24 protein-coding genes and 1 tRNA gene are annotated in these 25,347 nt (G+C 66.4%); 12 read left to right on the top strand and 13 right to left on the bottom strand.

Annotated features, from left to right (window positions below; translation table 11 throughout):
• Window positions 1-7: 7 nt before the first annotated feature.
• Complete coding sequence (locus NYR58_RS07420) at window positions 8-1,030, bottom strand: TRAP transporter substrate-binding protein (RefSeq protein ID WP_261519844.1); 1,023 nt, start codon at window positions 1,028-1,030, stop codon at window positions 8-10.
• Window positions 1,031-1,240: 210 nt separating this feature from the next.
• On the opposite strand from NYR58_RS07420, the gene NYR58_RS07415 reads away from it, so the two are divergent.
• Window positions 1,241-2,155, top strand: a complete 915-nt coding sequence (locus tag NYR58_RS07415) for a helix-turn-helix domain-containing protein (RefSeq protein WP_261519843.1) — start codon at window positions 1,241-1,243, stop codon at window positions 2,153-2,155.
• Window positions 2,156-2,188: 33 nt separating this feature from the next.
• Here NYR58_RS07415 and NYR58_RS07410 read toward each other — a convergent pair whose 3' ends face one another.
• Window positions 2,189-2,935: an SDR family NAD(P)-dependent oxidoreductase gene (locus NYR58_RS07410; RefSeq protein ID WP_261519842.1), complete on the bottom strand. Its 747-nt coding sequence runs from the start codon at window positions 2,933-2,935 to the stop codon at window positions 2,189-2,191.
• A 56-nt stretch (window positions 2,936-2,991) separates the two neighbouring features.
• On the bottom strand, window positions 2,992-3,309 hold the full coding sequence (gene rhaM / locus NYR58_RS07405; RefSeq protein ID WP_261519841.1) for an L-rhamnose mutarotase: 318 nt from the start codon (window positions 3,307-3,309) through the stop codon (window positions 2,992-2,994).
• A 157-nt stretch (window positions 3,310-3,466) separates the two neighbouring features.
• Here rhaM and NYR58_RS07400 point away from each other — a divergent pair, with 157 nt between their 5' ends.
• A complete protein-coding gene (locus NYR58_RS07400) occupies window positions 3,467-3,757 on the top strand; it encodes a hypothetical protein (protein ID WP_261519840.1) in 291 nt (96 codons plus the stop codon).
• Window positions 3,758-3,790: 33 nt separating this feature from the next.
• Here NYR58_RS07400 and apaG read toward each other — a convergent pair whose 3' ends face one another.
• Window positions 3,791-4,183 carry a Co2+/Mg2+ efflux protein ApaG gene (apaG, locus tag NYR58_RS07395; protein WP_261519839.1) on the bottom strand — a complete coding sequence of 131 codons (393 nt, stop codon included), beginning with the start codon at window positions 4,181-4,183 and terminating at the stop codon, window positions 3,791-3,793.
• A 115-nt stretch (window positions 4,184-4,298) separates the two neighbouring features.
• Between apaG and NYR58_RS07390 the strand changes: the two genes are divergently transcribed.
• On the top strand, window positions 4,299-4,904 hold the full coding sequence (locus NYR58_RS07390) for a CDP-alcohol phosphatidyltransferase family protein (RefSeq protein ID WP_261519838.1): 606 nt from the start codon (window positions 4,299-4,301) through the stop codon (window positions 4,902-4,904).
• A 53-nt stretch (window positions 4,905-4,957) separates the two neighbouring features.
• Here NYR58_RS07390 and NYR58_RS07385 read toward each other — a convergent pair whose 3' ends face one another.
• From NYR58_RS07385 to NYR58_RS07350, 8 genes are read right to left on the bottom strand one after another with little or no spacing between them, the layout of a single operon-like run.
• Window positions 4,958-6,019, bottom strand: a complete 1,062-nt coding sequence (locus tag NYR58_RS07385) for a hemolysin family protein (RefSeq protein ID WP_261519837.1) — start codon at window positions 6,017-6,019, stop codon at window positions 4,958-4,960.
• Between the two features lie 27 nt (window positions 6,020-6,046).
• Window positions 6,047-6,535 carry an rRNA maturation RNase YbeY gene (gene ybeY / locus NYR58_RS07380; RefSeq protein ID WP_261519836.1) on the bottom strand — a complete coding sequence of 163 codons (489 nt, stop codon included), beginning with the start codon at window positions 6,533-6,535 and terminating at the stop codon, window positions 6,047-6,049.
• Window positions 6,528-7,526, bottom strand: coding sequence for a PhoH family protein (locus tag NYR58_RS07375; RefSeq protein ID WP_261519835.1), 999 nt, complete (start codon window positions 7,524-7,526; stop codon window positions 6,528-6,530). The genes ybeY and NYR58_RS07375 overlap by 8 nt, the downstream gene beginning before the upstream one ends.
• A 44-nt stretch (window positions 7,527-7,570) precedes the next feature.
• The gene (gene miaB / locus NYR58_RS07370) at window positions 7,571-9,034 is read right to left on the bottom strand and encodes a tRNA (N6-isopentenyl adenosine(37)-C2)-methylthiotransferase MiaB (protein WP_261519834.1); all 1,464 of its coding nucleotides are present in this window, start codon (window positions 9,032-9,034) and stop codon (window positions 7,571-7,573) included.
• A gap of 25 nt (window positions 9,035-9,059) precedes the next feature.
• Window positions 9,060-9,905, bottom strand: coding sequence for a lysophospholipid acyltransferase family protein (locus NYR58_RS07365; protein ID WP_261519833.1), 846 nt, complete (start codon window positions 9,903-9,905; stop codon window positions 9,060-9,062).
• A gap of 8 nt (window positions 9,906-9,913) precedes the next feature.
• Window positions 9,914-10,408 (bottom strand): ribosomal protein S18-alanine N-acetyltransferase, encoded by a 495-nt coding sequence (gene rimI, locus NYR58_RS07360; protein WP_261519832.1) that lies wholly within the window; start codon window positions 10,406-10,408, stop codon window positions 9,914-9,916.
• On the bottom strand, window positions 10,408-11,085 hold the full coding sequence (gene tsaB, locus NYR58_RS07355) for a tRNA (adenosine(37)-N6)-threonylcarbamoyltransferase complex dimerization subunit type 1 TsaB (protein WP_261519831.1): 678 nt from the start codon (window positions 11,083-11,085) through the stop codon (window positions 10,408-10,410). Before tsaB ends, rimI begins: the two co-directional genes overlap by 1 nt.
• Window positions 11,086-11,118: 33 nt before the next feature.
• The gene (locus NYR58_RS07350) at window positions 11,119-13,320 is read right to left on the bottom strand and encodes a malate synthase G (RefSeq protein ID WP_261519830.1); all 2,202 of its coding nucleotides are present in this window, start codon (window positions 13,318-13,320) and stop codon (window positions 11,119-11,121) included.
• Window positions 13,321-13,483: 163 nt separating this feature from the next.
• Here NYR58_RS07350 and NYR58_RS07345 point away from each other — a divergent pair.
• Window positions 13,484-13,560, top strand: a tRNA-Arg gene (locus NYR58_RS07345).
• A gap of 84 nt (window positions 13,561-13,644) precedes the next feature.
• Here NYR58_RS07345 and NYR58_RS07340 read toward each other — a convergent pair.
• On the bottom strand, window positions 13,645-14,727 hold the full coding sequence (locus tag NYR58_RS07340) for a citrate synthase (RefSeq protein ID WP_261519829.1): 1,083 nt from the start codon (window positions 14,725-14,727) through the stop codon (window positions 13,645-13,647).
• 87 nt (window positions 14,728-14,814) lie between these two features.
• Between NYR58_RS07340 and NYR58_RS07335 the strand changes: the two genes are divergently transcribed.
• The 8 genes from NYR58_RS07335 (at window position 14,815) to NYR58_RS07300 (ending at window position 25,339) form a co-directional block, all read left to right on the top strand.
• Entirely contained in the window at window positions 14,815-15,978 is a 1,164-nt protein-coding gene (locus NYR58_RS07335; protein WP_261519828.1) for a citrate synthase, read from the top strand.
• 525 nt (window positions 15,979-16,503) lie between these two features.
• Window positions 16,504-18,108 carry a peptide ABC transporter substrate-binding protein gene (locus NYR58_RS07330; protein ID WP_261519827.1) on the top strand — a complete coding sequence of 535 codons (1,605 nt, stop codon included), beginning with the start codon at window positions 16,504-16,506 and terminating at the stop codon, window positions 18,106-18,108.
• A 117-nt stretch (window positions 18,109-18,225) separates the two neighbouring features.
• Window positions 18,226-19,149, top strand: a complete 924-nt coding sequence (gene oppB, locus NYR58_RS07325; RefSeq protein WP_261519826.1) for an oligopeptide ABC transporter permease OppB — start codon at window positions 18,226-18,228, stop codon at window positions 19,147-19,149.
• Window positions 19,142-20,278, top strand: a complete 1,137-nt coding sequence (locus NYR58_RS07320) for an ABC transporter permease (RefSeq protein WP_261519825.1) — start codon at window positions 19,142-19,144, stop codon at window positions 20,276-20,278. The genes oppB and NYR58_RS07320 overlap by 8 nt, the downstream gene beginning before the upstream one ends.
• Window position 20,279: 1 nt before the next feature.
• Complete coding sequence (locus NYR58_RS07315) at window positions 20,280-21,911, top strand: ABC transporter ATP-binding protein (RefSeq protein ID WP_261519824.1); 1,632 nt, start codon at window positions 20,280-20,282, stop codon at window positions 21,909-21,911.
• A 441-nt stretch (window positions 21,912-22,352) separates the two neighbouring features.
• The gene (locus NYR58_RS07310) at window positions 22,353-23,372 is read left to right on the top strand and encodes a TRAP transporter substrate-binding protein (protein WP_261519823.1); all 1,020 of its coding nucleotides are present in this window, start codon (window positions 22,353-22,355) and stop codon (window positions 23,370-23,372) included.
• A gap of 79 nt (window positions 23,373-23,451) precedes the next feature.
• Entirely contained in the window at window positions 23,452-24,045 is a 594-nt protein-coding gene (locus NYR58_RS07305; protein ID WP_261519822.1) for a TRAP transporter small permease, read from the top strand.
• 10 nt (window positions 24,046-24,055) lie between these two features.
• Window positions 24,056-25,339 (top strand): TRAP transporter large permease, encoded by a 1,284-nt coding sequence (locus tag NYR58_RS07300; RefSeq protein ID WP_261519821.1) that lies wholly within the window; start codon window positions 24,056-24,058, stop codon window positions 25,337-25,339.
• Window positions 25,340-25,347 lie beyond the last annotated feature (8 nt).

Raw genomic sequence — 25,347 nt, 5'->3', positions numbered from 1 at the left:
CCAGCCTTTACTCGGAAAGCTTGGCGTATTCCTGCTCGTAGAGCGCGATCAGCTCCTCGCCCTCTGCGCCCGCCCGCTCGACATAGGCGGCGCGGGTGGCCGGATACATGGCCTCCCGGAAGGCGGCCTTCTCCTCCGGGGAAAGCTCGTGCACCGTGACGCCGGCTGCCTTGATCTCCTCAAGCGACGCGGCGACGGCGGCCTGCTTGTGGGCGATCAGATCGGGGATCACCTCCCTGAAGGCGTCGACGATGATCGTCTGATAGTTCTCCGGCAGGCCGTTCCAGAAAGCGGTGTTGAAGAGGATCACGTCCTCCATCGCGCCGTGGTTGGAGAGCACCAGATGATCCTGGACCTCGTAGAACTTCATCGCGCGGATGGTGTCGAGCGGGTTTTCCTGACCATCGACCACGCCGGTCTGCAGCGAGGTGTAAAGCTCGCCGAAGGGCAGCGCGATGGCGGAGGCGCCCAGGGCGTTGAACTGTTCGATCAGGATGTTGGAATCCATGACGCGGAACTTCTGGCCCGAAAAATCCTCCATTCCGGCGATGGGCTTGCTGGAGGTGAAGTTCTTGCGGCCGTTCGGCCACAACATCAGGCACTCCACGCCACGCGTGTCGAAGGAATCGCACAGCGCCTGGCCGAAGGCACCGGCGCGCAGCGCCTGCGCCTTCTCCTCATCCTCGGGCAGCAGGAAGGGAATGTCGAGGATGGAGATGGCGGGATTGAAGCCGCCGAGGAAAGCCGCCGGCGCGACGGTCGCCTCCAGCGTGCCGAGCTGCACGCCTTCCGTCATCTCGCGCTGCTGGCCGAGCTGGCCCTGCGGAAAGATCTGGAACTCCACGGCGCCATCCGTGCGCTCGGCCACGAGCTCGGCCACCTTTTCCAGATGGACATGCCGGGACTGCTGGGTCGATTCCAGATGGCCGATCTTGGCCACGAACTCCGCCGCCCAGGCGCCGGATGCGAATGCGGCACCGGCCGCGGCAAGAACGGCCGTTGCGGCCAGCTTGCGAATTGAATGGTTCATCGTTCCACCTCTTTCCTTATTGGCACGGATCGGCACGGAAAGGCCCAGCCTAGCAGCACACAATAGCGTGTCAACGATTTTTCTCAAAAATGAGACTTTCTCGATTTTCGTATAATAATTGATCTTGATGGCGAGAATTGAGCCGTCCGTTGACAAATGGGCACGCGCCGCCCGATAAGGCGACAGCCTCGCAAGTCACGGGAATCTGCCTTGACGCAAGAAGACTCGATCCGTTTCAGCGATATTGGCGCCCGGCTGCGCGCCTACCGTCTGGGCAAGGGCCTCACGCCCGACGCGCTGGCGCAGAAGCTCGGAATCTCCCGCGCCGCGCTCTATCGTGCAGAAAAGGGCGAGATCCGCAAGATCGAGATGCTGACCTCGATTGCCAACGAGCTGGGCGTCTCCCTGCCCAGCCTTCTGGGTGTCGGCGTCGAATATGTGAGCACCGCGACGGCCTTCTTCGAGCGCATGCGCCAGCTCGAAGAATCCTGCGAGCAGATCATCGGCCTCTTCAGCCCGGTCTCCTACCTTCTCACCTCCGACGCCTATGACACGGTGCTGGGGGAGGTGATGAAGGAATCGATCCCCGAAGGGGCCGATCCCGACGGCGCCTCGGAGGAGGCCGTCGAGGCGCTGATGGAGATTCTCAAGGCGCGGAAGGAAGCCTTCCGCGCCCGCCGCCCGCTGATCGTCAGCCTCATTTCCTCTGCCGATCTCGAACGGTTTCTCCTGCACGGTCTGGTGGGCCGCCATGACCTGCCGGCGGAGACGATCGAGCGCCGCAGGCGGATGGCGCGCGGCGAGGCCGAATACATCCTGACGATGCTGCGCGAGCAGCCCATCGGCGTGCAGATCGGCATCGTGCGCGAGCCCGTGCCGGCGACGAGCTTCCAGATCTTCCGCCAGGCGGACCGCTCCATTCTCGCCATCAGCCCGTTCCGGCTCGGCGAGCGGCCCAATGTCCGACTGGGTGTCGCCTTGATCACCTCCGCATCCGAGGCCATGGCGCTGCACGAGGACATTGCGGCGCGGCTTTGGCACAACGCGCTCAAAGGGGCGGACGCCGTGGCCTGCCTGGAGGCCATGATCGAGAAATACGCGATCGCCGGAAAGGCGGGCGGCTGAGCGCCATCCGGCCCGGCGACGGGGTCTTCCGCTTCAATAGGTCGTGCGGCCGCCGGAGAGATCGAAGACCGAGGCGGTGGTGAAGCTGTTCTCCTTCGAGACCAGCCAGGCCACCATGGCGGCGGCCTCCTCCACCTCCAGAAAGCGACCGCGCGGAATGCGCGACAGCATGTACTGGATGAACTCCTCGGTGAGGGTGTCCAGGATCCGCGTCCTGGCGGTGGCCGGCGTGATGGCGTTGACCGCGATGTCGTAGCCGGCAAGCTCCTTGCCCAGCGACTTGGTGAGCCCGATGACCCCCGCCTTGGCCGCCGAATAGGCGGAGAGATTGGGATTGCCTTCCTTTCCGGCGACCGAGGATATGTTGACGATGCGCCCGTAATTGCGCGCCTTCATGGCGGGAACCACCACCCTGTTCACATAGAAGGTGCCGTTCAGATTGATCTCCACCACGCGGCGCCATTCGTCGGGATCGTATTCCTCCAGCGGCGCGTTGGAGCCGGCAATGCCGGCCGAGTTCACCAGGATGGAGATCGGCCCCACCTCCTTCTCCACCTCCGCGTGAACGCGCTCCAGCGCCGGCAGATCGGTGATGTCGACCGTCTTGGCCGATGCCGCAGGCCCCAGCATGCCGGCCGCTTCCGCAAGGAGCGCGGCATTCACATCCCACAGGCTCACCCGCGCGCCCGAGTCGATCAATCTCCTGGCGATGGCAAGGCCGATTCCCTGCGCGCCGCCTGTTACCACGGCCACCTGGCCTTCAAGGTCGATCCTGTTCACGTCGCCCTCCCTCCGGTTGATGAGGCGCGGTCAGAGCGGCCGCCTGCGCCGCCCGCCTATTGCAGGTGAAACATCTTTGCGAGAGGCACCTGCACCGGCGCGTTGTCGGGCAGGGTCTCCATGATGTCGGCCATCGCGTCCCACCAGCGGCGCACCACGGCGTTGGCGGGCAGCGCCTCCATGCCGTGGTCGTCGGCGCGCGTCAGGATGGCGAAAAGATGATGGGTTTCCTCGTCGAGCCAGATGGAATAGTCTGAAATGCCTGCGCCGCGCAGAAGGGCGGCCAGTTCCGGCCAGATCTCGTCGTGCCGGCGCTTGTATTCGGCAGCCTGGCCCGGATTGAGATTCATGCGAAAGGCAAATTTTTCCGGCATCCGCTTCCTCCCTCCCTTCTCCGGTGTATTGCGGATCGTCGCGCCAAACAAGCCGGCTCGTCCCGCCGGCGGGCACATCCTGCCCGCCACTGTGACCCCGGGGACATAGTGCATTTCTCCAGAACCCGTTAAGGTGCCGCGGTGGCGGGAGATTCTGGTGCCAAGGCGGGGTGCCGTGCCGCCCCTGGAAGGACTGACGATGAACGAGAACTACGACGCTTACGCCGTCGCCATCATCATCGCCTTCGGCGCGCTCATCATTGCCGGGCTGATGGGGGCGGCGCTGGTCTATGGCCAGCGCGATGCCTTCTTCTTCGCGCTGGGCGCCTCTGCGGCTGCCTGGCTTTCCGGCTATGCCGTGTTTCTGGACCGGCCGCGCAGCTTCATGGTGCTCGTCGGCCTGTCCGTGGCCATGGCGGTGGCGGCAACGCTGGTGCTGGCCTTCTGAAATGGCGGCGGGGCGGCCTGCCTGTCCCCATGCTCAATTCAGCGAAACCTTCTCGCCCGGCAGGTCGAGAGAGAAAGCAGGAATGTCCACCTCCAGGGTGGCGCCCTGCGCCGTGCGCATGGTGTAGCGGCCCACCATGATGCCGGAGGATGTCGTCAGCGGGCAGCCCGAGGTGTACTGGTAGCTGTCACCGGGGTTGAGCTCCGGCTGCTCTCCCACCACGCCCTCGCCCCGCACCTCCTGGGTGCGTCCCAGCCCGTCGGTGATGCGCCAGTAGCGCGACAGAAGCTTCACCGCCTGGCCGGACCGGTTGGCGATGGTGACCTGATAGGCCCACACATAGCGGTTTTCCTCCGGGGCCGACTGCTCGGGCAGGAAGAAGGGCTCGACACACACCTCTATGCCGTGGGTCAAAGCGCGATACATGGGTCCATTCCCCTTCAGGCGCCGCCTCGCAAGGGTCTGACGACATTGTGACAGCTGATATGTATCCAGCAAGGCTATAGGTCAATGCGGATGTCTGACGGCAGGGAGAAAGCGGGTGATCGACGGCTGGGGCAAACGCAGGCTTGAGCCATCCCTCGACCGGCTTGCGGCGGGACTGCAGGCCGCCGGCATTTCGGCAAACGCCATGACGGTTTTCGGTCTTGCGACGGGGCTTGCCGCGGCGCTGGCGATTGCCGCCGGCCATTTCTGGAGCGCCCTCGCCCTTATCCTGGCAAGCCGGTTGAGCGACGGGCTGGACGGCGCGCTGGCCCGCCGCGCCGGCAGCACGGATTTCGGAGGCTATATCGACATCGTTTTCGACTTTGCCTTCTACGGCGCCGTGCCGCTCGGCTTCGTTCTCCACGATCCCGCCGCCAACGGCGCTGCCGGGGCGGTTCTGCTCTTCGCCTTCTATGTCAACGGGGCGAGCTTCCTGGCCTATGCGGCACTGGCAGAGAAACGCGGCATGCGGACGACGGAAAGGGGCGAGAAGTCCTTCTTCTTCACCACCGGGCTGGCGGAAGCGGGCGAGACGCTGATCGCCTTCGCGCTCGCCTGCCTCTTTCCCCTCTGGTTCGCGCTCATCGCCTATGTCTTCGCCGCTGTCACCCTCTATACGGCGGTGGCGCGGATGATGCTGGCGCGGCGCGCCTTCCGCTAGTATCGCGGAGGGCGCGCGGGCATCCCTCGGCGGTTCTCCTTTCGCCCGGCAGCCTAATTCTCCGCCTGCGGCACCGAGACCGGATGGCGGCGGCGGCGCTCCGCGGAGCGTCCGCGCACGATGCGCACGCGTTTCACGCGGCGCGGATCGGCGTCGAGCACGTGGAACTCGAAGCCGGGAATCGCCTGCACCACCTCGCCACGCGCCGGCACGCGGCCGAGGGTATTGAAGATCATGCCGCCGATGGTGTCCACATCCTCGGCGTGCTCGCCGGCGCCGAAACCATCGCCGATCACCTCGGCCACATCCTCGATCTCGGCGCGCGCATCGACGACGAAGATGCCATCGCCGCGCTTTTCGATCATCGGCTCGTCCTCGTCATGCTCGTCCTCGATGTCGCCGATGACCATCTCGACGATGTCCTCCAGCGAGACGAGGCCGTCCGTACCGCCATACTCGTCGATCACCAGCGCCATCTGTGTGCGGCCGGCCTGCATGCGCGCCATCAGGTCGGAAGCGAGCATGGAAGGCGGAACGAACAGAAGCGGCCGCATGATGTTGAGCTCCTCGATCGTGCGGCCAAGGTCGACACTGCCGAGCTGGAGGGGCTGGTCGGGAGCGTTCTTGCGCGTCCCGCGCGGCTTCTTCTGGCGCGACGAGCGGATGAGGTGTGCCACCACGTCGCGGATATGCACCATGCCGCGCGGATCGTCGAGCGATTCGGCGTAGACCGGCATGCGCGAATGCGCGCCCCGCTCGAAAATGTTGAGAAGCTCGCCCAGCGTCGTGGAAAGCTCGACGGCGTCGATCTCGGCGCGCGGCACCATCACATCCTCGACGCGCAGCTTGCGCAGACGCAGGATGTTCTGCAGCATCGCCCGCTCGCCGGGCGAGAAGGGCGTTGCATCGGGCGTGTGCTCGTGCAGCACCTCGGCGATGTCGTCGTGAAGCGCCGAGCCGTTGCGCAACCCGAAGAAGGCCGCCAGCCTGCGAAGAAGGGAAGGTCTTTTCTGGGCCTCTGGAGGCGGTCGACTCGACCCCTCCTCTCCCTCCGCGGGAGCACTGCCCTCGCCGTCCGGCACGCGGTCGGCGGCGGTCATGGATATATCGCTCATCGTCTTTCAGTCGTTGATGCCCAACAGTTAGGCGTAGGGATCGCCAATGGCAAGACCTTTCAGGATACGCCGCTCCAGACTCTCCATCTCCTCGGCCTCTTCATCCGTTTCGTGATCGTAGCCTGCCAGATGCAGGAAACCGTGAACGATCAGGTGAACGAGATGGTGCTCGAATGCCTTGCCTTCGGCGGCGGCCTCGCGTTCGACCGTCTGGCGCGCAAGGGCGATGTCGCCCAGATGCGGCGGCTCGCCGGGCGGCTGCGCACCAGGCGGTGCCGGGAAGGAAAGCACATTGGTCGGCTTGTCCTTGCCGCGAAAGCGGGCATTGAGGGAACGGATCGCCTCGTCGTCGGCAAACAGGATGCCGATCGCCTGCCCGCCTTCGACGCCCGCCTCGGCGGCGGCGGCCCCAACCGCGCGCTGCGCCAGCGCCTGCAGGGTGGCGTGCGATGGCCAGCCTTCCGCCTCGATGCTGACTTCGAGAAGGAAGGGGAATGGGGGCGGCCGGTCAGCCATCTTTTCGAGGGGTCGGGGCGGTTCCGCCCGTGCCCTTGCGATCGTAGGCATCGACGATGGCGGCGACCAGCGGATGGCGCACCACATCCTTCTCCGTGAAGCGGACGGTGACGATGCCTTCCACATCCCGAAGCACCTGCAGCGCCTCCACCAGGCCCGAACGCGTGTTCGGCGGCAGGTCGATCTGGCTGGGATCGCCTGTCACGATCATGCGGCCGTTCTCGCCGAGGCGCGTCAGGAACATCTTCATCTGCATGGGCGTGGTGTTCTGCGCCTCGTCGAGGATCACCACCGCGTTGTTGAGCGTGCGCCCGCGCATGAAGGCGAGTGGCGCGATCTCGATGACATCGGCGGCCAGCGCACGCTCCACCTTGTCGGCCGGCATCATGTCGTAGAGCGCGTCGTAGAGGGGCCTCAGATAGGGATCCACCTTCTCGCGCATGTCACCCGGCAGGAAGCCCAGCCGCTCGCCCGCCTCCACCGCCGGACGCGAGAGCACGATGCGGTCCACCATCCCGCGCTCCAGCAGCATGGCGGCATAGGCGACGGCAAGGAACGTCTTACCCGTGCCCGCCGGACCGATGCCGAACACAAGCTCGGCCCGTTCCAGCGCGCGCATATAGGCATCCTGGTTGGGCGAGCGGGCATAGACGGTGCGCTTGCGCGTGGAAATCTGGGCGGCAGCGAGCTTTCCCTTGCCTTCCATGGTGGGCAGGCTCAACTGATCGTCTGCTGCCTGGGCGAGCCGCAGCGCGCCGTCCACCTCCGAGGCGGAGAGTTCCGTTCCGCCCTGCACGAGCTCGTAAAGATAGTCGAGGGCCCGGCGTGCCTGCTCGGCGGCCAGCGGCTCCCCCTTGATGGCGAGCTGGTTGCCCTTGGAGTGGATGTCCACACCGAGCTTCTGCTCGATGCGCGCCAGATTCTCGTCGAACGGGCCGTACAGTACGCCGGCAAGCTTGTTGTTGTCGAAGGTCAGCACAATGTGCGCCATGTCGGACGCCCCGGCGGGCGTGCTCTTCAACCGCGGGCCAGCCGTCAAGCGTGTTCCTCCCCCAAGGCGGACGCGCCGTCGCGCCCAAGGCCGCTGCCCGGCACGGGAACGGCGAACAGGCTGTTGGGACCCGCCCTTTCGACGCGCACCCGCACGATGTCTCCAATCGCACCCGCCTTCTCGTCCACCACCACGGGCTGCAGCCACGGCGAACGGCCAACAAGCTGGCCGGCCTGGCGGCCGGGCTTTTCCAGAAGCAGGTCGATGGTGGCGCCGACCAGGCCCTGCGCGAAGGCTTGCTGCTGCTCGGAAAGCAGCGCCTGAAGCCGCTGCAGGCGCGCATCCTTCACCGCTTCCGGCACCTGTTCCTCCATCTCCGCGCCGGGCGTGCCGGGGCGCGCCGAGTACTTGAAGGAGAACGCCTGGGCATAGCCCACCGCGCGCACGATGCGCATCGTCTGCTCGAAATCTTCCTCCGTCTCGCCGGGGAAGCCGACGATGAAATCGCCGGACATGGCGATGTCGGGCCGGGCGGCGCGGATCCTGTCAATGAGACGCAGATACTCCTCGGCCGTGTGACGGCGGTTCATGGCCTTGAGAATACGGTCGGAGCCCGCCTGCACCGGCAGGTGGAGATAGGGCATGAGCTTCGGCAGGTCGCGGTGGGCGGCAATCAGCGCGTCATCCATGTCGCGCGGGTGGCTGGTGGTGTAGCGCAGCCGCTCGATGCCCGGCACCTCCGCCAGGCGGAACAGGAGTTCCCCCAGGCCCCATTCCCGCCCGTCTGCGCCCTCGCCGTGCCAGGCATTGACGTTCTGGCCAAGCAGGGTGAGCTCACGCACGCCCGCAGCCGCCAGGCGCTCGGCCTCGGCGACGATCTGCGCCACGGGCCGGGAAACCTCCGCACCGCGCGTGTAGGGCACCACGCAGAAGGTGCAGAACTTGTCGCAACCCTCCTGCACCGTGAGAAAGGCGGTGACGCCACGGCTTCGCACCGCCCTCTTTCCGGGCGCCGGCAGGTGCTCGAACTTGTCTTCGACGGCGTAGTCCGTCTCGACGACCTTCTGGCCGCGCCGGGCGCGCGCGACGACCGAAGGCAGCCGGTGGTAGGTCTGCGGGCCGATGACCAGGTCAACCGCCGGGGCGCGGCGCAGAATCTCGTGCCCTTCCGCCTGCGCCACGCAGCCGGCCACGCCGATGACCGTCTCTCGGCCCTGCCGGGCGCGCGCCTCCTTGAGCTGGCGGATGCGACCGAGCTCGGAATAGACCTTTTCCGCCGCCTTCTCGCGGATGTGGCAGGTGTTGAGGAGCACCAGATCGGCCTCCTCCATGGCCTCGGTCGGCACATAGCCCTCGGCCGCCAGCGCGTCGGCCATGCGCTGGGAATCATAGACGTTCATCTGGCAGCCATAGGTCTTGACGAAGACCTTTCTGGACACGGTGCGTGGCGGGCCCGCCTCATGGGCGGCCTCGCGGCTGATCGTCTCCGGCGTCGCGTTCTGTTCCATGCCGGTTTCCTAACGTTTTTGCGTGTCAAAAAACAGACGGTTTTTCGCTGTCGCGCGCCTTTTGCGTCTCACGACCGCGCAGGGCGGCCACGAGCATTCGCCGCACCTCGCCTTCGGCAGCGCGCGCCACCGCCTTACGGTCCGAATTGGCACAAAATGGGATCGGCTCTCCAAAATGCACGTCGACCTCCATCCTGCCCGCGTCGAGCAGCATCCTGAGATGCGGAAGAAGCGCGGTCTGGCCGATCCAGGCGATCTGCGAGCGCTCGCGCCGGTCGAGCGGCAGGCCGTTGCGGCGCATATAGGCTATGGCCACCGGCTGCACCAGCACCCGCTCGCCGCCGCTTCCCACAAGCGCCTGCTGGGCCGCCCCGAACAGCGTCGACTTGAAGGGCTGGACGCGGCTTCCCTCCCCGGTGGTGCCTTCTGCAAACAGCACCATGGGGTCGCCGTCGGCAAGGCGCCCGGCGATCTCGCGCGCCTGCAGGGGAGAAGCGCGGCGGCGCTCCCGCTCGACGAACACGGAGCGCTGCAGCCGCGCGAAACTGCCCGCCACGGGCCAGTCGCGCACCTCGGCCTTGGCGATGAAGTGCATGCCGTCCAGCGATCCCAGCACCATGATGTCGGTCCAGGAAACATGGTTCGCGGCAATCAGCAGGGGGCGTTGCGTGGCCATCCGGCCGTGCACGCGCACGCGAATGCCGAGAACCCGGAGGGCGAGCCTGTGCCACAGTCGCGGTATCACCCGGTCGCTCCACCAGCCGGTGCGTATCGCCAGCGCCTGGGCGAGCATCATGGGCGGCGTCCACAGCGCCACCGGCAGGAGGGCGGCAAGGAGGCGGAGCGTCGAAAGGACGGTGCGCGGGCGCATGACGGTCTCTAGCCCAGATCGCGGCGCATGACGAGGGCGTTGGTACGGCCTCTCGCCTTGTTCTCGTAGTAGTCCGGGCGCCGGCCCACCTCGCGGAAGCCCAGCCGGCGATAAAGCGCGAGCGCCGGCTCGTTGTTTTCATCCACCTCCAGAAACAGCGACCCGACGCGCTCGGCATACAGCCGGCGCAGCACCGCATCCATGAGCAGACGGCCAAGCCCGCGGCGGCGATGCTGCCGGGAAACGGCGATGGTGAGGATCTCAGCTTCGCCCGCCGCCTGCCTGGCAAGCACGAAACCGGCGGGCGCCTCGTCGCGCGCTCCCACCTCCACCGCCGCAAAGCCAAAGACGGCGTCCTGGGCCAGAAGCGCGGCGAACTCGTCGGCCGTCCAGGGACGGGCAAAGGCCTGCCGGTGCAGCGCGGCCAGCGCCTCGCCGTCCGCCTCGTCGAGCGGACGCACGGTGAAATCCCTGCGTCTCAAGCGGGCAAAGGGAAGCGCCATCATCCGTCCTTCAGCGGCAGGGCGAAGGCATCCTGCGGCCTGGCATCCGCAGCGCGCAGATAGAGCGGCCTTGGCCTGTCGCCGGGCCGGCGCGCAGCGGCCAGGCGCGCATAGCGGGCGATGTCGGCCGTCGCCGCCAGGGCTGCCATGTCGAAGCCCTGGCCGGCGGCTTCGACGACCAGCGGCGCGGCATTGCCGGCCAGAACCGGACGATCGGCACGGGCGCCTTCCGCAATCGTGGCAATCGGGGCCAGCGCCGGCCCCTCGACCAGACCGCCGGCGGCATCGAAACGGGCCATATGGAGACTGTCGGGCCGATTGCCCGTCACGACGAGCACCGGACGGCCAGGGAAGGCATCGCGGGCCTCGGCGGCGAGCGCCTCCAGCGTGGTGATGCCGATGGCGGGAACCCGCAGGGCCAGCGCCAGGCCGCGCGCCGCCGCCACGCCGACGCGCACCCCGGTGAAGGAGCCGGGACCGACGCAGACGGCGACGGCATCGAGATCCCGATAGGCAAGACCAGCGCCTTCCAGGGCCTCGGCGACGACGGCCATCACATGCTCGGCATGGCCCTTGCCGAGATCGCGCACGGCGCGGCCCTTCTCCACGCCTTGGGTGGAATCGAGGACGCAAGCCGCGCACAGGGCTGCAGCCGTGTCGATGGCAAGGATGTTCATGGCTGTCGCGCGCTCACCCTCGGCGCAGGGCCGTCATCGCGCCGCAGCACTTTCCGCTTCGGCACGGGCCCTGTCCCTCGCCTTCTTCTCCAGCCGCCGGGCATGCAGGACCGGCTCTGTATAGCCATTGGGCTGCTCCCGCCCCTTGAAGACGAGGTCGCAGGCCGCCTGGAAGGCGATGGAACCCTCGAAATCGGGGGCCATCGGCTCATAGGCGGGATCGCCGGCATTCTGCCGGTCCACCACCTCGGCCATGCGCTTCATCGTCTCCATCACCTGTTCGCGCGTTACCACGCCGTGATGCAGCCAGTTGGCGATGTGCTGGGAGGAGATGCGCAGCGTCGCGCGGTCTTCCATCAGGCCGACATCGTTGATGTCCGGCACCTTGGAGCAGCCCACGCCCTGATCCACCCAGCGCACCACATAGCCGAGGATGCCTTGCGCGTTGTTGTCGAGCTCGCGCTGGATCTCTTCCGGCGTCCAGTTGGGCCGCTCCGCGACGGGCACCGAGAGAATGTCGGAAAGCTTCGCGCGCGGCCGCTTCTTCAGGCTTTCCTGCACGGCCTTCACATCCACCTTGTGATAGTGCGTGGCGTGCAGGGTGGCGGCGGTGGGCGAGGGCACCCAGGCGGTGTTGGCACCGGCCCTCGGGTGGCCGATCTTGCTGTCCAGCATGGCGGCCATCATATCGGGCATCGCCCACATGCCCTTGCCGATCTGCGCCCGGCCCGACAGGCCGCAGGCAAGGCCGATATCGACATTCCAGTCCTCATAGGCCCGGATCCAGGCGGCTTCCTTCATGTCGCCCTTGCGGATCATGGGCCCCGCCTCCATGGAGGTGTGGATCTCGTCGCCCGTGCGGTCAAGAAAGCCGGTGTTGATGAAGACGACACGGGAAGCGGCGGCGCGGATGCACTCCTTGAGATTGACCGTGGTGCGCCGCTCCTCGTCCATGATGCCCATCTTGATGGTGTCGGCGGGCAGGCCCAGGGCCTTTTCCACGCGGGCGAACAGCTCCACGGCAAAGGCCACCTCCTCCGGTCCGTGCATCTTCGGCTTCACGACATACAGGGAGCCGGCGCGGCTGTTCATGCGCCGGCCCTGCGGGCCGATGTCGTGCAGCGCGATCATGGCGGTAAACATGGCATCCATGATGCCTTCGGGCACCTCGTTGCCGTCGCGGTCGAGGATGGCCGGGCTGCTCATCAGATGGCCGACATTGCGAACCAGCATCAGCGCGCGGCCGGGCAGGCGATAGGTGCCGCCGCCGGCGGCGGCAAGTGCCACGTCCTCGTTGAGCCTGCGCTCAATCGTCTTGCCGCCCTTCTCGAAGGTGGCGGTCAGATCGCCCTTCATCAGGCCGAGCCAGTTGCGATAGACGACGACCTTGTCCTCCGCGTCCACCGCGGCGACCGAATCCTCGCAATCCATGATGGTGGTCATGGCCGATTCCAGAATGACGTCGGCAATGCCGGCCCTGTCCGTCCTGCCGATGGGGTGCTCTCGGTCGATGACGAGGCGGATGTGCAGGCCGTGGCGGGCAAGCATCACCTCGCGCGGCCGCGCCGCCTCCCCGTCATAGGCGACGAACTGGGCGGGCTCCTTCAGCCCCACCGTGCCTGCGCCGGTGGCCACCAGGAGCCTCTCTCCGTCCACCGCAAGGCCGGTCGCCTCGCGCCAGCGGGCGCCGGCGAGCGGGGCACTCTCGTCGAGGAAGTCGCGCGCCCAGGCGATCACCTTCTTGCCGCGTTTCGGATTGTAGCCGCCGCCACGCTCCGCGCCGTCCGCCTCGGAAATGGCATCGGTGCCGTAGAGTGCATCGTAGAGCGAGCCCCAGCGGGCATTGGCGGCATTCAGCGCATAGCGGGCGTTCATCACCGGCACGACGAGCTGCGGCCCGGCCACCTGGGCGATCTCGGGATCGACATTGGCCGTGGTGATCTCGAAATCCGGGCCTTCGGGAAGCAGATAGCCGATCTCGCGCAGGAAGGCTTCATAGGCAGCCGGGTCGCGTGGCGCGCCGTTTTCGCGGTGCCAGGCATCGATCTTCGCCTGCAGGGTGTTGCGCGTCGCAAGCAGGGCGCGATTGCGCGGCGAAAGGGAATGCACGATATCGGAGAGGGCCCGCCAGAAGGCCCCTGCCTCGGTGCCGGTTCCCGGCAGCGCCTCCTCCACCGCGAAATCATGCAGCTTGCGGGCGACCTTCAACCCCTCGATTTCGATGCGATCGCTCATTGCGACATTCTCCCAGAACTTGCCTGCCCGCGTTTTGACCACGGTGGGGCCTGGGGGTCAATCGCCATCCGGCATGCGGCGATGCCGCATTCGGCGTTGATGCCGCCGCCCGCTTCGGCTATGTAGGCGCGGCGTGCCTGCCGCCCTCAGCGGCGCAGGCCCTGCACCCGTAGCTCAGCTGGATAGAGCGCTGCCCTCCGAAGGCAGAGGTCACAGGTTCGAATCCTGTCGGGTGCGCCATTTCTTCTGATTTTGATTCAACATGCTGGAGTGCGTGCACGGGCAAGGCATCCGGGGCGGTGCGGCCGGTCTGCGCTCGGCGCGCTATGGCAATGGCCCGAGATAAGTGGATTGCGGCCGGATGAGCCTTCCCGAGAGGCGCTGTTCGCGCGCGTGGGCAATCCATCCCCCCACGCGCCCGGCAGCGAAGATGCAGGTGAAGGCGCTGCGCGGGATGCCGAGCGCTTCCAGAAGAAGTGCTGTGTAGAACTCCACATTCGTCTCTAGCCGCCGTTGCGGCTTGCGCCTTCTCAGGGCGGCGAGCGCCGCCGCCTCGACCGCTTCGGCAAGACGCAACCTCTTCTCGTCCACCGCCCCGACCTGCGCCAGACGATCGAGGGCGGTGCGCAACGCATCGGCCCTGGGATCGCGCACCCGGTAGATGCGGTGGCCGAAGCCCATCAGCCTTTGTCCCCCGGCCAGGGCCTGCTCGACCCAAGAGGCCGCGTCCTGCGGCCTGCCCACGGCATCCAGCATGTCGAGCACGGGACCGGGCGCGCCGCCGTGCAGCGGCCCCTTGAGCGCGCCCAGGCCGGCAACCACCGCCGAGGTGAGCCCCGAGCCGGTGGACGCGACCACGCGCGCAGCGAAGGTGGAAGCGTTGAGACCGTGATCGCAGACCGTCACCAGATAAGCGTCGAGCGCCGCGGCCTGCGCGGCATTCGGAGGCGTGGCGTTCATCATGCGCAGCATGTCCGCCGCGTGTCCCAGGCTTTCGTCCGGTTCGATGGGGCGCTTGCCTTCGCGCAAACGCATCAGCGCCGGCGTGAAGACCGCCGGGGCGGCCAGAAGCCGAAGCGCGGTCTGCACATCCTCGCCGTCGGGAAGCCGGGCGATCAGGGCGCGCAGCGCGTCCGCGGGGGCAAGGGCGGCCAGCGCCTCGTCGATGGCCGGCAGATGCGCGGCAAGCGCCCGGCGCGCCCTGCCCAGGGCTTCCCGCAGCGCCGCGGTCTCCTGCGGCACGTCGACCAGTCCCTGAAGGAGAAGCGCCAGCACCTCCTCATAGCTCTTTCGCCCGGCGATCTGGTCGAGGGTCATGCCACGGATAATGAGGCGGCCCCGCTCTCCGTCGACATCCGACAGCACGGTTTCAGCGGCAACGAATCCTTCGAGTCCGTCCATCTTCATCGTGGTGTTCTCCTGTTTGCCGCGGCAAAGGATTGATCCTATGATGCCTATCGTCAATCTTGATCAATATGATCAATGTGAGGAGCCATGCGCTGGATGACCGCCGAGGAGGCGCTCGCGATTCTGGGAACCAAACCGCAGAGCCTTTATGCAAGCGTCAGCCGGGGCCGGATCCGGGCCCGCCCCGATCCGCAGAATCCGAGACGCAACCTCTATCATGGCGAAGATGTCCACCGCATCGCGCGGGCGCGGGCAGGCGCCCGCCGGGCAGCGGACATCGCCGCCAGGACAATCGACTGGGGCGTGCCCATTCTGGAAACCGCGCTCTCCACCGTTGTCGACGGCAGGCTCTACTACCGGGGGGTCGATGCCGGCGCCTTCAGCGCCCATGCGACGGTGGAGGATGCGGCGGCCCTCCTCTGGGATGCGCCGTGGCCGGAGGCGCCCGTGGCCGCAAGGCGAACCGCCGCTCGGGACGCGGGCGGCATCGCCCCGGCCTTTCGTGTCCTTGCGGGACAGGTGGCCGGCGGCCTGCCGAGCGTCGGGCGTTCCGTCTCTTCCCTGCGGCGGGAAGCCGGGCACACCCTGCTGCTTCTCTACGAAGCGGTGCTGTCGGGGGAGCTTTCGGTCCGTCCGCTCCACCGGGCGGTTGCCGAAGCCTGGCGCTGCCCACAGGCGGCGGATGCCATCCGCCGCTGCCTGGTTCTGCTTGCCGACCACGAGCTCAACGCCTCGACCTTCGCGGTGCGCGTCGCCGCATCCACCGGCGCCCCGCTCGCCGCGGCGGTGCTTGCCGGACTGTCGGCGCTGAGCGGACCGCGGCATGGCGGCGCGCCGGCCCAGGTGGCCGCGCTTCTGGAGACGGCCCGCGCGGCGGGGCCCGAGGATGCCCTTCGCCGCTACCTGCAGGAGGGTCGGCCTGTGCCGGGCTTCGGGCACAAGCTCTATGTGGAGGGGGACATCCGGGCAAAAATCCTTCTGGAGCGCATCGAAATTCCCCCGTCGTGCCGGCGCCTGATGCTGGCCGCCGAGGAAATTCTCGGAGAACGGCCGAACATCGACTTCGCCCTGGCGGCGGTCAGCCAGGCCCAAGGACTGCCCGAGGATGCACCGCTCATGCTGTTCGCCCTCGGGCGCGCGGTGGGTTGGCTCGCCCATGCCCTCGAACAGGCGCAGACCGGCACGCTCATCAGGCCGCGCGCCCGCTATGTGGGACCGCCGCCGGCGAAGGACGGGGCCGGGGCACGCTGAGCCGCCGCCGCGGAACGGCATGGGAAGCCCGGACCCCGGCGTTTGCCGCGGCCGCATTCCGCAACGCAACCTCCGGCCACCCGCCCCCGCTCACCGTCTGCGGGCCAGCGGCGACGGCGATACGCGTACACGCCGCGCAGGGCGCAGAGGCGTGTACAAGGTGCGGAATACTCGAATTGTGAATAATTTCATTTCCTTGCAAGCATGTTTCCAGCAATATTGCTGCCCAATGGGCGGTCCAGCCGGCGGCTTGTTGCTGCTTTTCCCGGCAACAGCAATTCCGTTTGACGTGCGCGTCATTTCGTTGCGTAATCCGGCTTCCGTTCAGGCCCGCGGCACACTGTCTGGGCCGTCTTTCGCCGTTCGATGGGCCATCGCAACAGGGAGGAGCAATCTTCGATCTGCCTTCGGCTCGATACATGTTGGGCAAAGCGGGCGATCTTCTTCTCCTCCCGGCGGAGGCGGCTTGCATCCCGGGCCAGACCACAACAATCGCACAAAGCGAAATGATGGGAGTGTATGAACATGAAGAAGCGTGCAGGCATCCGGTCGCTGCTGGCCGGCGCGCTGGCGGCGGCGGCGCTCGTCGCCGGCGCGAATATGGCGCTGGCCGCGACGACCTACATCCGTGGCAACGATTCCGACCCGGAGACGCTCGACCAGCACAAGACCTCCACGATCTCCGAGGCGCACCTGATGCGCGACCTCTATGAGGGACTGGTGATCTATGATGCCAAGGCGAACGTCATCCCCGGCGTTGCCGAGAGCTGGACGGTCTCCGAGGACGGGACGGTGTACACCTTCACGCTGCGCGAGGACGCGCGCTGGTCGAACGGAGACCCGGTGACGGCGGAGGATTTCGTCTTCTCCTTCCGGCGCATCCAGGATCCGGCCACCGGCGCGAAATATGCCACCATCCAGTATCCCATCAAGAACGCGGAGAAGATCAACAAGGGGGAGATGGACCCGAGCGCGCTCGGCGTCAGGGCTGTCGACGACAGAACGCTGGAGATCACCCTCGAACGGCCCACGCCCTACTTCCTTGAGCTCTTGACGCATCAGACCGGCCTTCCGCTCCACAAGGCGAGCGTGGAAGAATACGGCTCCGACTTCGTGAAGCCGGAGAACATGGTCACCAACGGTGCCTACAGGCTCGTCTCCGTCACGCCGAACGACAAGATCGTGATGGAGAAGAACGAGCATTTCCGCGAAGCCGACACGGTTGCCATCGAGCGCATCGAATACATCCCCTTCGAGGACCGTTCGGCCTGCGTGCGCCGCTTCGAGGCCGGCGAGGTGCACAGCTGCTCCGACCTGCCGGCCGAGCAGCTCAAGTCGATCCGCGCCCGGCTCGGGGACCAGGTGCGCACCCCGCCCTATCTCGGCACCTACTACTATGCGCTCAACACGCAGAACGAGGCCCTGAGCGATCCGCGGGTGCGCATGGCCCTTTCCATGGTCATCGACCGCGAATTCATTGCCGAGGAGATCTGGTCCGGCTCGATGCTGCCGGCCTATTCGATCGTTCCGCCCGGCATCGGCAACTATGTCGACAACCCGCCGCAATACGATTGGGCGGACGAGCCGCTTCTGGACCGGGAGGACAAGGCCATCGAGCTGATGAGGGAGGCCGGATACGGCCCGGACAAGCCACTCGAACTCGAGCTCTCCTACAACACGTCCGAGAACCACAAGAACACGGCCACTGCGATCGCCGACATGTGGGCGCCGCTGGGCGTCAATGTCACCTACAACGTGCGCGACGGTTCCGCGCACTATGCGCATCTGCGCGACAGCGACGACTATCAGGTGGCCAGGGCCGGCTGGATCGGCGACTATTCCGACCCGCAGAACTTCCTGTTCCTGGTGCGGGAAGACAATACGGGGTTCAACTACGCCAAGTACAGGAACCCGGAATATGACGCGCTTCTCGACAAGGCGGCCGCCGAGACCGACCTTGAGAAGCGCGCCGAGGTCCTGGCCGAGGCGGAAAGGGTTTTCCTGCGGGACACGCCGTTCATTCCCATCCTTTACTACTCGTCGCACTCGCTCGTCTCCGACAGGCTGAAAGGCTGGGAAGACAACATCCAGAACGTGCATGCGACGCGCTTCATGAGCCTTTCCGAATAGCCGACGGCTTCCGCGGCGACCGCCTTCCGCCCGTTTCCCTGCGGAAGGCGGACCTCTGTGCAGACAGGGCCGGTCGCCCGCCGCGGCGGCCCGGCCAGCGAACCGAAGAGCACGCCCATGCTTGGCTATGTCGTGCGCCGGCTGCTCGGCGCGATCCCGACACTGTTTCTGGTCGTCACCGCCTCCTTCTTTCTGATGCGCGTGGCACCCGGCGGCCCGTTCGACCGGGAACGGGCGCTTGAGGCAAAGGTCCTCGAAAATCTCAACCGGGTCTTCCACCTCGACAAGCCGTTGTGGGAGCAATATCTGCGCTATCTCGGCAATCTGGCGCGGGGCGACCTGGGCCCCAGCTTCATTTACCGTGACTTTTCCGTGCAGGAGCTGTTGGCCAGCGGCCTGCCCATCTCCATGCAGCTCGGCGGGCTGGCACTGCTTGTGGCGCTCGTCTTCGGCTGCGTGTTGGGGTGCATCGCGGCGCTTCGCCAGAATTCGTGGGTCGACTACGGCGTCGTCGCCGTTGCCACCTTCGGCATCACGGTGCCCAACTTCGTCGTGGCTCCGCTTCTTTCGCTGGTCTTCGGCGTCTGGCTTGCCATGTTGCCGGCCGGCGGCTGGGGCGGCGGCAGCCCGGCCAATCTGGTGCTGCCCGTCATCACGCTCGCCTTGCCGCAGATCGCCATCGTTGCGCGTCTCATCCGCGGCTCGATGATCGAGGCGCTGCGCTCCGACCATGTGCGCACGGCGCGCGCCTACGGGCTGCCGGCGCGGATGATCGTGATCGTGCACGCGCTGAGAGCCGCCTGCCTGCCCGTCGTCTCCTATCTGGGACCGGCGGCGGCGGCGCTGCTCACCGGCTCGGTGGTGGTGGAAACCATCTTCGGCCTGCCCGGCATCGGCCGCTACTTCGTGCAGGGGGCGCTCAACCGCGACTATACGCTGGTGATGGGCACCGTCATCATCATCGCGGTGTTCGTCGTCGTCTTCAATCTCATCGTCGACCTGCTCTACGCCCTGCTCGACCCGAGGGTGCGCTATGACTGATCTCGCAACCAACGTATCGCAGCCGCCGGCCGCCGGGGCGGCAGGCCGCTCGCTGTGGGCCACGGCGCTGATGCGCCTGCGCCGAAACAAGGCGGCGATGGCAAGCCTGGTCATTCTCCTCGTCTATATCTTCGCGGGCATTTTCGGGCCGATGCTCGCGCCCCACGACTATGCCAGGGTCTATCCCGACTTCGTGAAGGTGCCCGCGAGCCTGGAGCCCTATCCGCGCATGGATGCGGTGCTGCCGGCCGCCGAGAGCACGGCCAGAAGGGCGCGGCTGGAGGCCCGCAACATCGAGCTCGACGGCAACACCCTGCGCCTCGAAGCCACTTCCCGGCGGGAGATCGACCCCCGCGTGACCCGCTATTTCGACCGTTCGGACCTGTTTTCGAACACGCACATCGTCGAGCGCAGCGCCGACGGGCGCTCCGTTCTCCTGGAGAGCCAGGTCGAGCGCTATCGCTTCATCTTCGGGACGGACGCCAACGGGCGGGATCTCTTCGCCCGCATCCTCATCTCGATCCGCATCTCGCTGATGATCGGCGCGCTGGCGACCGGCGTGGCGCTCGTCATCGGCGTGGCCTACGGCGCGACGGCGGGATTTCTGGGCGGGCGCATCGACAACATGATGATGCGCGTGGTCGATATCCTCTATGCCCTGCCCTTCACCTTCTTCGCCATCCTCCTCGTCGTCTTCTTCGGACGCAACGTGGTGCTCATGTTCATCGCCGTGGGCGCGGTGGAATGGCTCGACATGGCGCGCATCGTGCGCGGACAGACCATCTCGCTGCGCCGCCGCGAGTTCGTGCAGGCGGCGGAGGCGCTGGGGGTGAGCGCCGGCGGCATCCTGCGGCGCCATATCATTCCCAACACGCTGGGCCCCGTCATCATCTACATGACGCTGCTCATCCCCAAGGTGATCCTGCTCGAAAGCTTCCTCTCCTTCCTGGGACTTGGCGTGCAGGAGCCGCTGACGAGCCTCGGGGTGCTGATCTCCGAGGGCGCGCGCAACATGCGTGCCGCGCCCTACATGCTTCTCTATCCCTCGCTGGCGCTCACCCTGCTGCTGTTCGCCCTCAACTTCCTGGGCGACGGGCTGCGCGATGCGCTCGATCCGAAGGACCGCTGACATGAAGAAGACCGAGACGATCTTCGACATCCGCGACATCCGCGTCACCTTCGACACGCCGGACGGCGAAGTGGAGGCGGTGCGCGGGGTGAACATGCATGTCAATGCCGGCGAGACGGTGGCGGTGGTGGGGGAGTCCGGCTCCGGCAAGAGCCAGATCATGATGGCGGCGATGGGGCTTCTGGCGGCCAACGGCCGCGCGGAAGGCTCCGCCACCTATCGCGGGCAGGAGCTGATCGGGCTGCCGCGCGACAGGCTGAACCGTATCCGCGGCGCCAGGATCACCATGATCTTTCAGGAGCCGATGACCTCGCTCGACCCGCTCTACACCATCGGGCGGCAGATTTCGGAGCCGCTGATGGTGCATGGGGGGCTGTCGGCGTCGGCCGCCCGCGCGCGGGCGTTGCAGCTTCTGGAACTCGTGCACATTCCCGAGCCAGAGCGGCGCCTCAAGTCCTATCCGCATGAGCTTTCCGGCGGCCAGCGGCAGCGCGTGATGATCGCCATGGCGCTGGCCAACAACCCCGACCTTCTGATCGCCGACGAGCCGACCACGGCGCTGGACGTGACGATCCAGGCGGAAATCCTGGGCCTTCTCGCCGAGCTCCAGCGCAAGCTGGGCATGGCCATTCTGTTCATCACGCACGATCTGGCCATTGTCGAGGCGTTTGCAGACCGTGTCTATGTGATGCAGCACGGCAGGGTCGTGGAGGAAGGCACGACGCGGGAAATCTTCACCCGTCCCACCAAGGACTATACCCGGATGCTGCTCGCCGCCGAGCCGGAGGGGCGCAAGCCCCCGGTGCCGGAGAGCGCGCCCATCCTTCTCGACGCCAACCGGGTGTCCGTCACCTTTCAGGCCAAGGGAGGGCTGTTCTCCCCCGGCTTCGAGCTCAAGGCGGTGCGGGAGGTGACGCTTTCCCTGAGGGCGGGGCAGACGGTCGGCATCGTCGGCGAATCGGGCTCGGGCAAGTCGACCTTCGGGCGCGCGCTCCTGCAGCTCCTGCCCTGCGAGGGCCGCGTTGTCTATCAGGGCACGCCCATCCACGGGCTCGGGCGCGCCGCAATGCGTCCCTACCGGCGCAACCTCCAGATGGTGTTCCAGGATCCCTATGGCTCCCTGAGCCCGCGCATGACGGTGGGCGAGATCATCACCGAGGGGTTGCTGGTGCACGAGCCGCAGCTTTCGGCACGAGAGCGGGCGCAGGCGGCCACGGAAGCGCTGAAGGAGGTCGGCCTCGATCCGGCCATGCGCAACCGCTTCCCGCACGAGTTTTCCGGCGGTCAGCGCCAGCGCATCGCCATCGCCCGCGCTGTGGTGCTGAAACCGACGGTGATCGTGCTGGACGAACCCACTTCGGCGCTGGACCGCTCGGTGCAGAAGCAGATCATCGCGCTGTTGCGGCGCATCCAGGATGCCTACGACCTGTCCTTCATCTTCATCAGCCACGATCTCGCGGTGGTGCGGGCGCTGGCCGACTACACGATCGTCATGAAGGCCGGGCAGGTGGTGGAGGAAGGGGCGACCGACGAGGTGTTCGAGCGGCCGAAGAGCGCATACACACGCAACCTCATGGAGGCGGCCTTCAATCTGAAACAGGTGCTCAGCCGCCAGGCGGAAGCGCGCGCCTGAGACGCGGCCACGCTCGATAAGCCGGCAAACTTTCCTGGCGACCGGAGGAGGCGTCAATATACGTTTGACTTCGCGCGCGCTCTGTTTCACGCTTGCGGCACACATCGTGTCGATCATGAGGAGGAGGAGGGGCGCTTGGCCGCACCCGAGATACGCCGCGACAATCGGCTCCAGGCACCGGCAGGGCGGAAATGCTGCTCTGTACGAAGCCTTAGGAATGCGGCGGCCTCTCGGCTTCTCCTCAATCTTTCCCGCCCCATCAACGGTTCCCGCCGCTGCAATGCCGGCCGGGAGAGAACGCGCCTGACGGTCCGCACCCCGGGCTTTGCGACCGTTCCGGGCTGGCTGCCGGCCCGGTAAGCCGCGCAAGGCCGGGCGGCATGCGCCGCCCGCCCCGCCACGATTGGCGACAAAGCCCATGACCACCAGAGGAGAACTGTCATGACCGCACTACGCATCCGTCTTTTCGCCGGCATCGCCGGGGCTGCCGCCCTTGTGGCGGGCGTCGGCCAGGCTGCCGCGGACACATGGAAATACGCCTTCGAGGAGGCGATGACCGACGTGCAGGGCGTCTTCGCCCAGAAGTTCAAGGAGGAGATCGAGGCCAATTCGGACCATCAGATCCAGCTCTTCCCCTTCGGCACGCTGGGCGAATCGGCGGACATCATGGAGCAGGCACAGGCCGGCATCCTGCAGTTCGTGGACCAGTCGCCGGGCTTCACCGGAGCGCTGATCCCGGAAGCGCAGGTGTTCTTCGTCCCCTATCTGCTGCCCGCGGAATCGGAGAAGCTGGGCGACTTCTTCCGCAATTCCAAGGCCATCAACGAGATGTTCCCCGCGCTCTATGCCGAGCAGGGGCTTGAGCTGCTCACCATGTTCCCGGAAGGCGAGGTGGTGATGACCACCAAGGAGAAGGTTACCACGCCTGCCGACCTCGACGAGGTGAAGTTCCGCGTCATGACCAATCCGCTGCTGGTGGAAAGCTACCAGGCTTTCGGCGCGACGCCGACGCCGCTTCCCTGGGGCGAGGTCTTCGGCGCCCTGCAGACCAACATCATCCAGGGCCAGGAGAACCCGCTGTTCTGGGTGGAGTCGACCAAGATGTACGAGGTCACCGATTACATCACCTTCACCGGGCACAACAACTTCACCACCGCGGTGATGGCCAACAAGGCGTTCTTCGACGGGCTGGCCGAGGAGGAGCAGCAGCTCATCCGCGATGCGATCGACGTCTCCTTCGAGCATATTCTCGAATACCAGGAGGGCCTGAGCGAGAGGTCGCTTGAGAAGATCAAGGAGGCCCGCCCCGACATCAATGTCGTGGTGCTGACCGAGGAGCAGCGCCAGCCCTTCAAGGAGGCCGCGGCGGAGGTCGAGGCGAAGTTCATCGAAATGACCGGGGAGAGCGGCAAGGCGATTCTCGAACAGATGAAGAAGGACCTTCAGGCCGCCACCCAGTAGCTGCCCGATCGCCGGCAGGACTCGGCAGCCCGCGGCCTCCCCGGCCGCGGGCGCACCAGGCACAAGGAGGGGAACGGGAATGGGCAGCGCAGAAGAGAACAAGGACAAGCGGAAGGACGCCTACGCCTCCACCCTGCCCGGTATATTGGGCACGATCGACACCGGGATAAGCCACGCCGAATCCTTCATCCTGGCGGCCGGCGTGATCCTCATGGCCATCAACACCATGGCCAATGTGGTCGGCCGCTTCGTCTTCCAGTCGAGCATCTTCTTCTCCGAGGAGCTGAACCGCACCCTGATCGTGCTCATCACCTTCGCCGGCATCGGCTATGCCGCACGTCACGGGCGCCACATCCGAATGTCGGCCATCTATGACGCGCTGCCGGCGAAGACGCGCAAGCTGCTGATGATCGTCATCGCCTCCGTGACGGCGGCGCTCATGTTCGCTCTGTGCTACTTTTCCGTCGGCTACATCCTCTCGGTTGCAACATCCGGCCGCATCCTGCCGGCCATGCAGATTCCGGTCTACTGGATCTATCTTTGGGTGCCGCTCGGCTTCCTCGTCACCGGCATCCAGTACGCGCTGACGGCGGTGAAGAACGCGGTTCAGAAGGACATCTATCTCTCCACCCACGTGCTGGAGGGATACGAGGACGACGAGATCGAAGTCTGAGGGGGCGACCATGGCACTGAAGATCTCCGCAATCATGATCGCCCTGCTGCTGCTGGGCTTTCCCATGATGGTGCCCCTGCTTCTGGGCTCCATGTATGGATTCTACGAGCTGTTCGGCGGCTTCGAGCGCATGACCTTCATGGTGCAGCAGATGCTGGCCGGCATTCGCCCGGCCTCGCTGATCGCCGTGCCGATGTTCATCCTGGCTGCCGACATCATGACGCGCGGCCAGTCGGCCGGCCGTCTCATCGACATGGTCATGGCCTTCGTGGGCCATATCAAGGGTGGGCTTGCCGTTTCCACCGCCGCCGCCTGCACGCTCTTCGGCGCCGTCTCCGGCTCCACCCAGGCCACGGTGGTGGCGGTGGGCTCGCCGCTGCGGCCACGCATGCTCAAGGCGGGCTACAACGACTCCTTCGTGCTGGCGCTCATCATCAACGCCAGCGACATCGCCTTCCTGATCCCGCCGTCGATCGGCATGATCATCTATGGCGTCGTCTCCTCCACCTCGATCTCCGAGCTTTTCATCGCCGGCATCGGGCCGGGGCTCCTGCTGCTGGTGCTCTTTTCGGCCTATTGCATGATCTATGCGACCATCAAGGGCGTGCCGACGGAGCCGAAAGCGCCCTGGTCGGAGCGGCTTGCGGCGGTGCGCCAGGCGATCTGGCCGCTCGGCTTTCCGGTCATCATCGTCGGCGGCATCTATGGCGGCGTCTTCAGCCCCACAGAGGCGGCGGCGGCCTGCGTGCTCTATGCGCTGATTCTGGAGTTCATCGTGTTCCGCTCGCTGAACGCGGTGGACATCTACAGGATCGCCAAGTCGACCGGGCTCATCACGGCGGTGGTGTTCGTCCTGGTGGGGGCTGGCGCCGCCTTTTCCTGGGTGATCTCCTTTGCGCAGATACCGCAGCAGCTGCTGGGCTCCATCGGCATCGACCAGATGGGGCCGAAGGCGGTGCTGGCCGTCATATCGGTTTCCTTCTTCGTCGGCTGCATGTTCGTGGACCCGATCGTGGTCATCCTGGTGCTGGTGCCCATCTTCGCCCCGGTGGTGGATGCGGTGGGCCTCGACAAGGTTCTGGTCGGCACCATCATCACGCTGCAGGTGGCCATCGGCTCGGCGACGCCTCCCTTCGGATGCGACATCTTCACCGCCATCGCCATCTTCAAGCGGCCCTATGCCGCGGTGATCAGGGGTATTGCGCCCTTCACGCTCATCCTCATCGGCGTCTCGGTCGCGCTCATCTTCTTCCCGCAGATCGCGCTTTTCCTGCGCGACCTGGCATTCCGATAAAGGTGCTG

The organism is Chelativorans intermedius (assembly GCF_025398255.1).
Classification (GTDB): Bacteria; Pseudomonadota; Alphaproteobacteria; order Rhizobiales; family Rhizobiaceae; genus Chelativorans; species Chelativorans intermedius.
The sequence above is the reverse complement of the archived record's forward strand: the minus strand, read 5'-3'. Positions and strand labels throughout refer to the sequence as shown.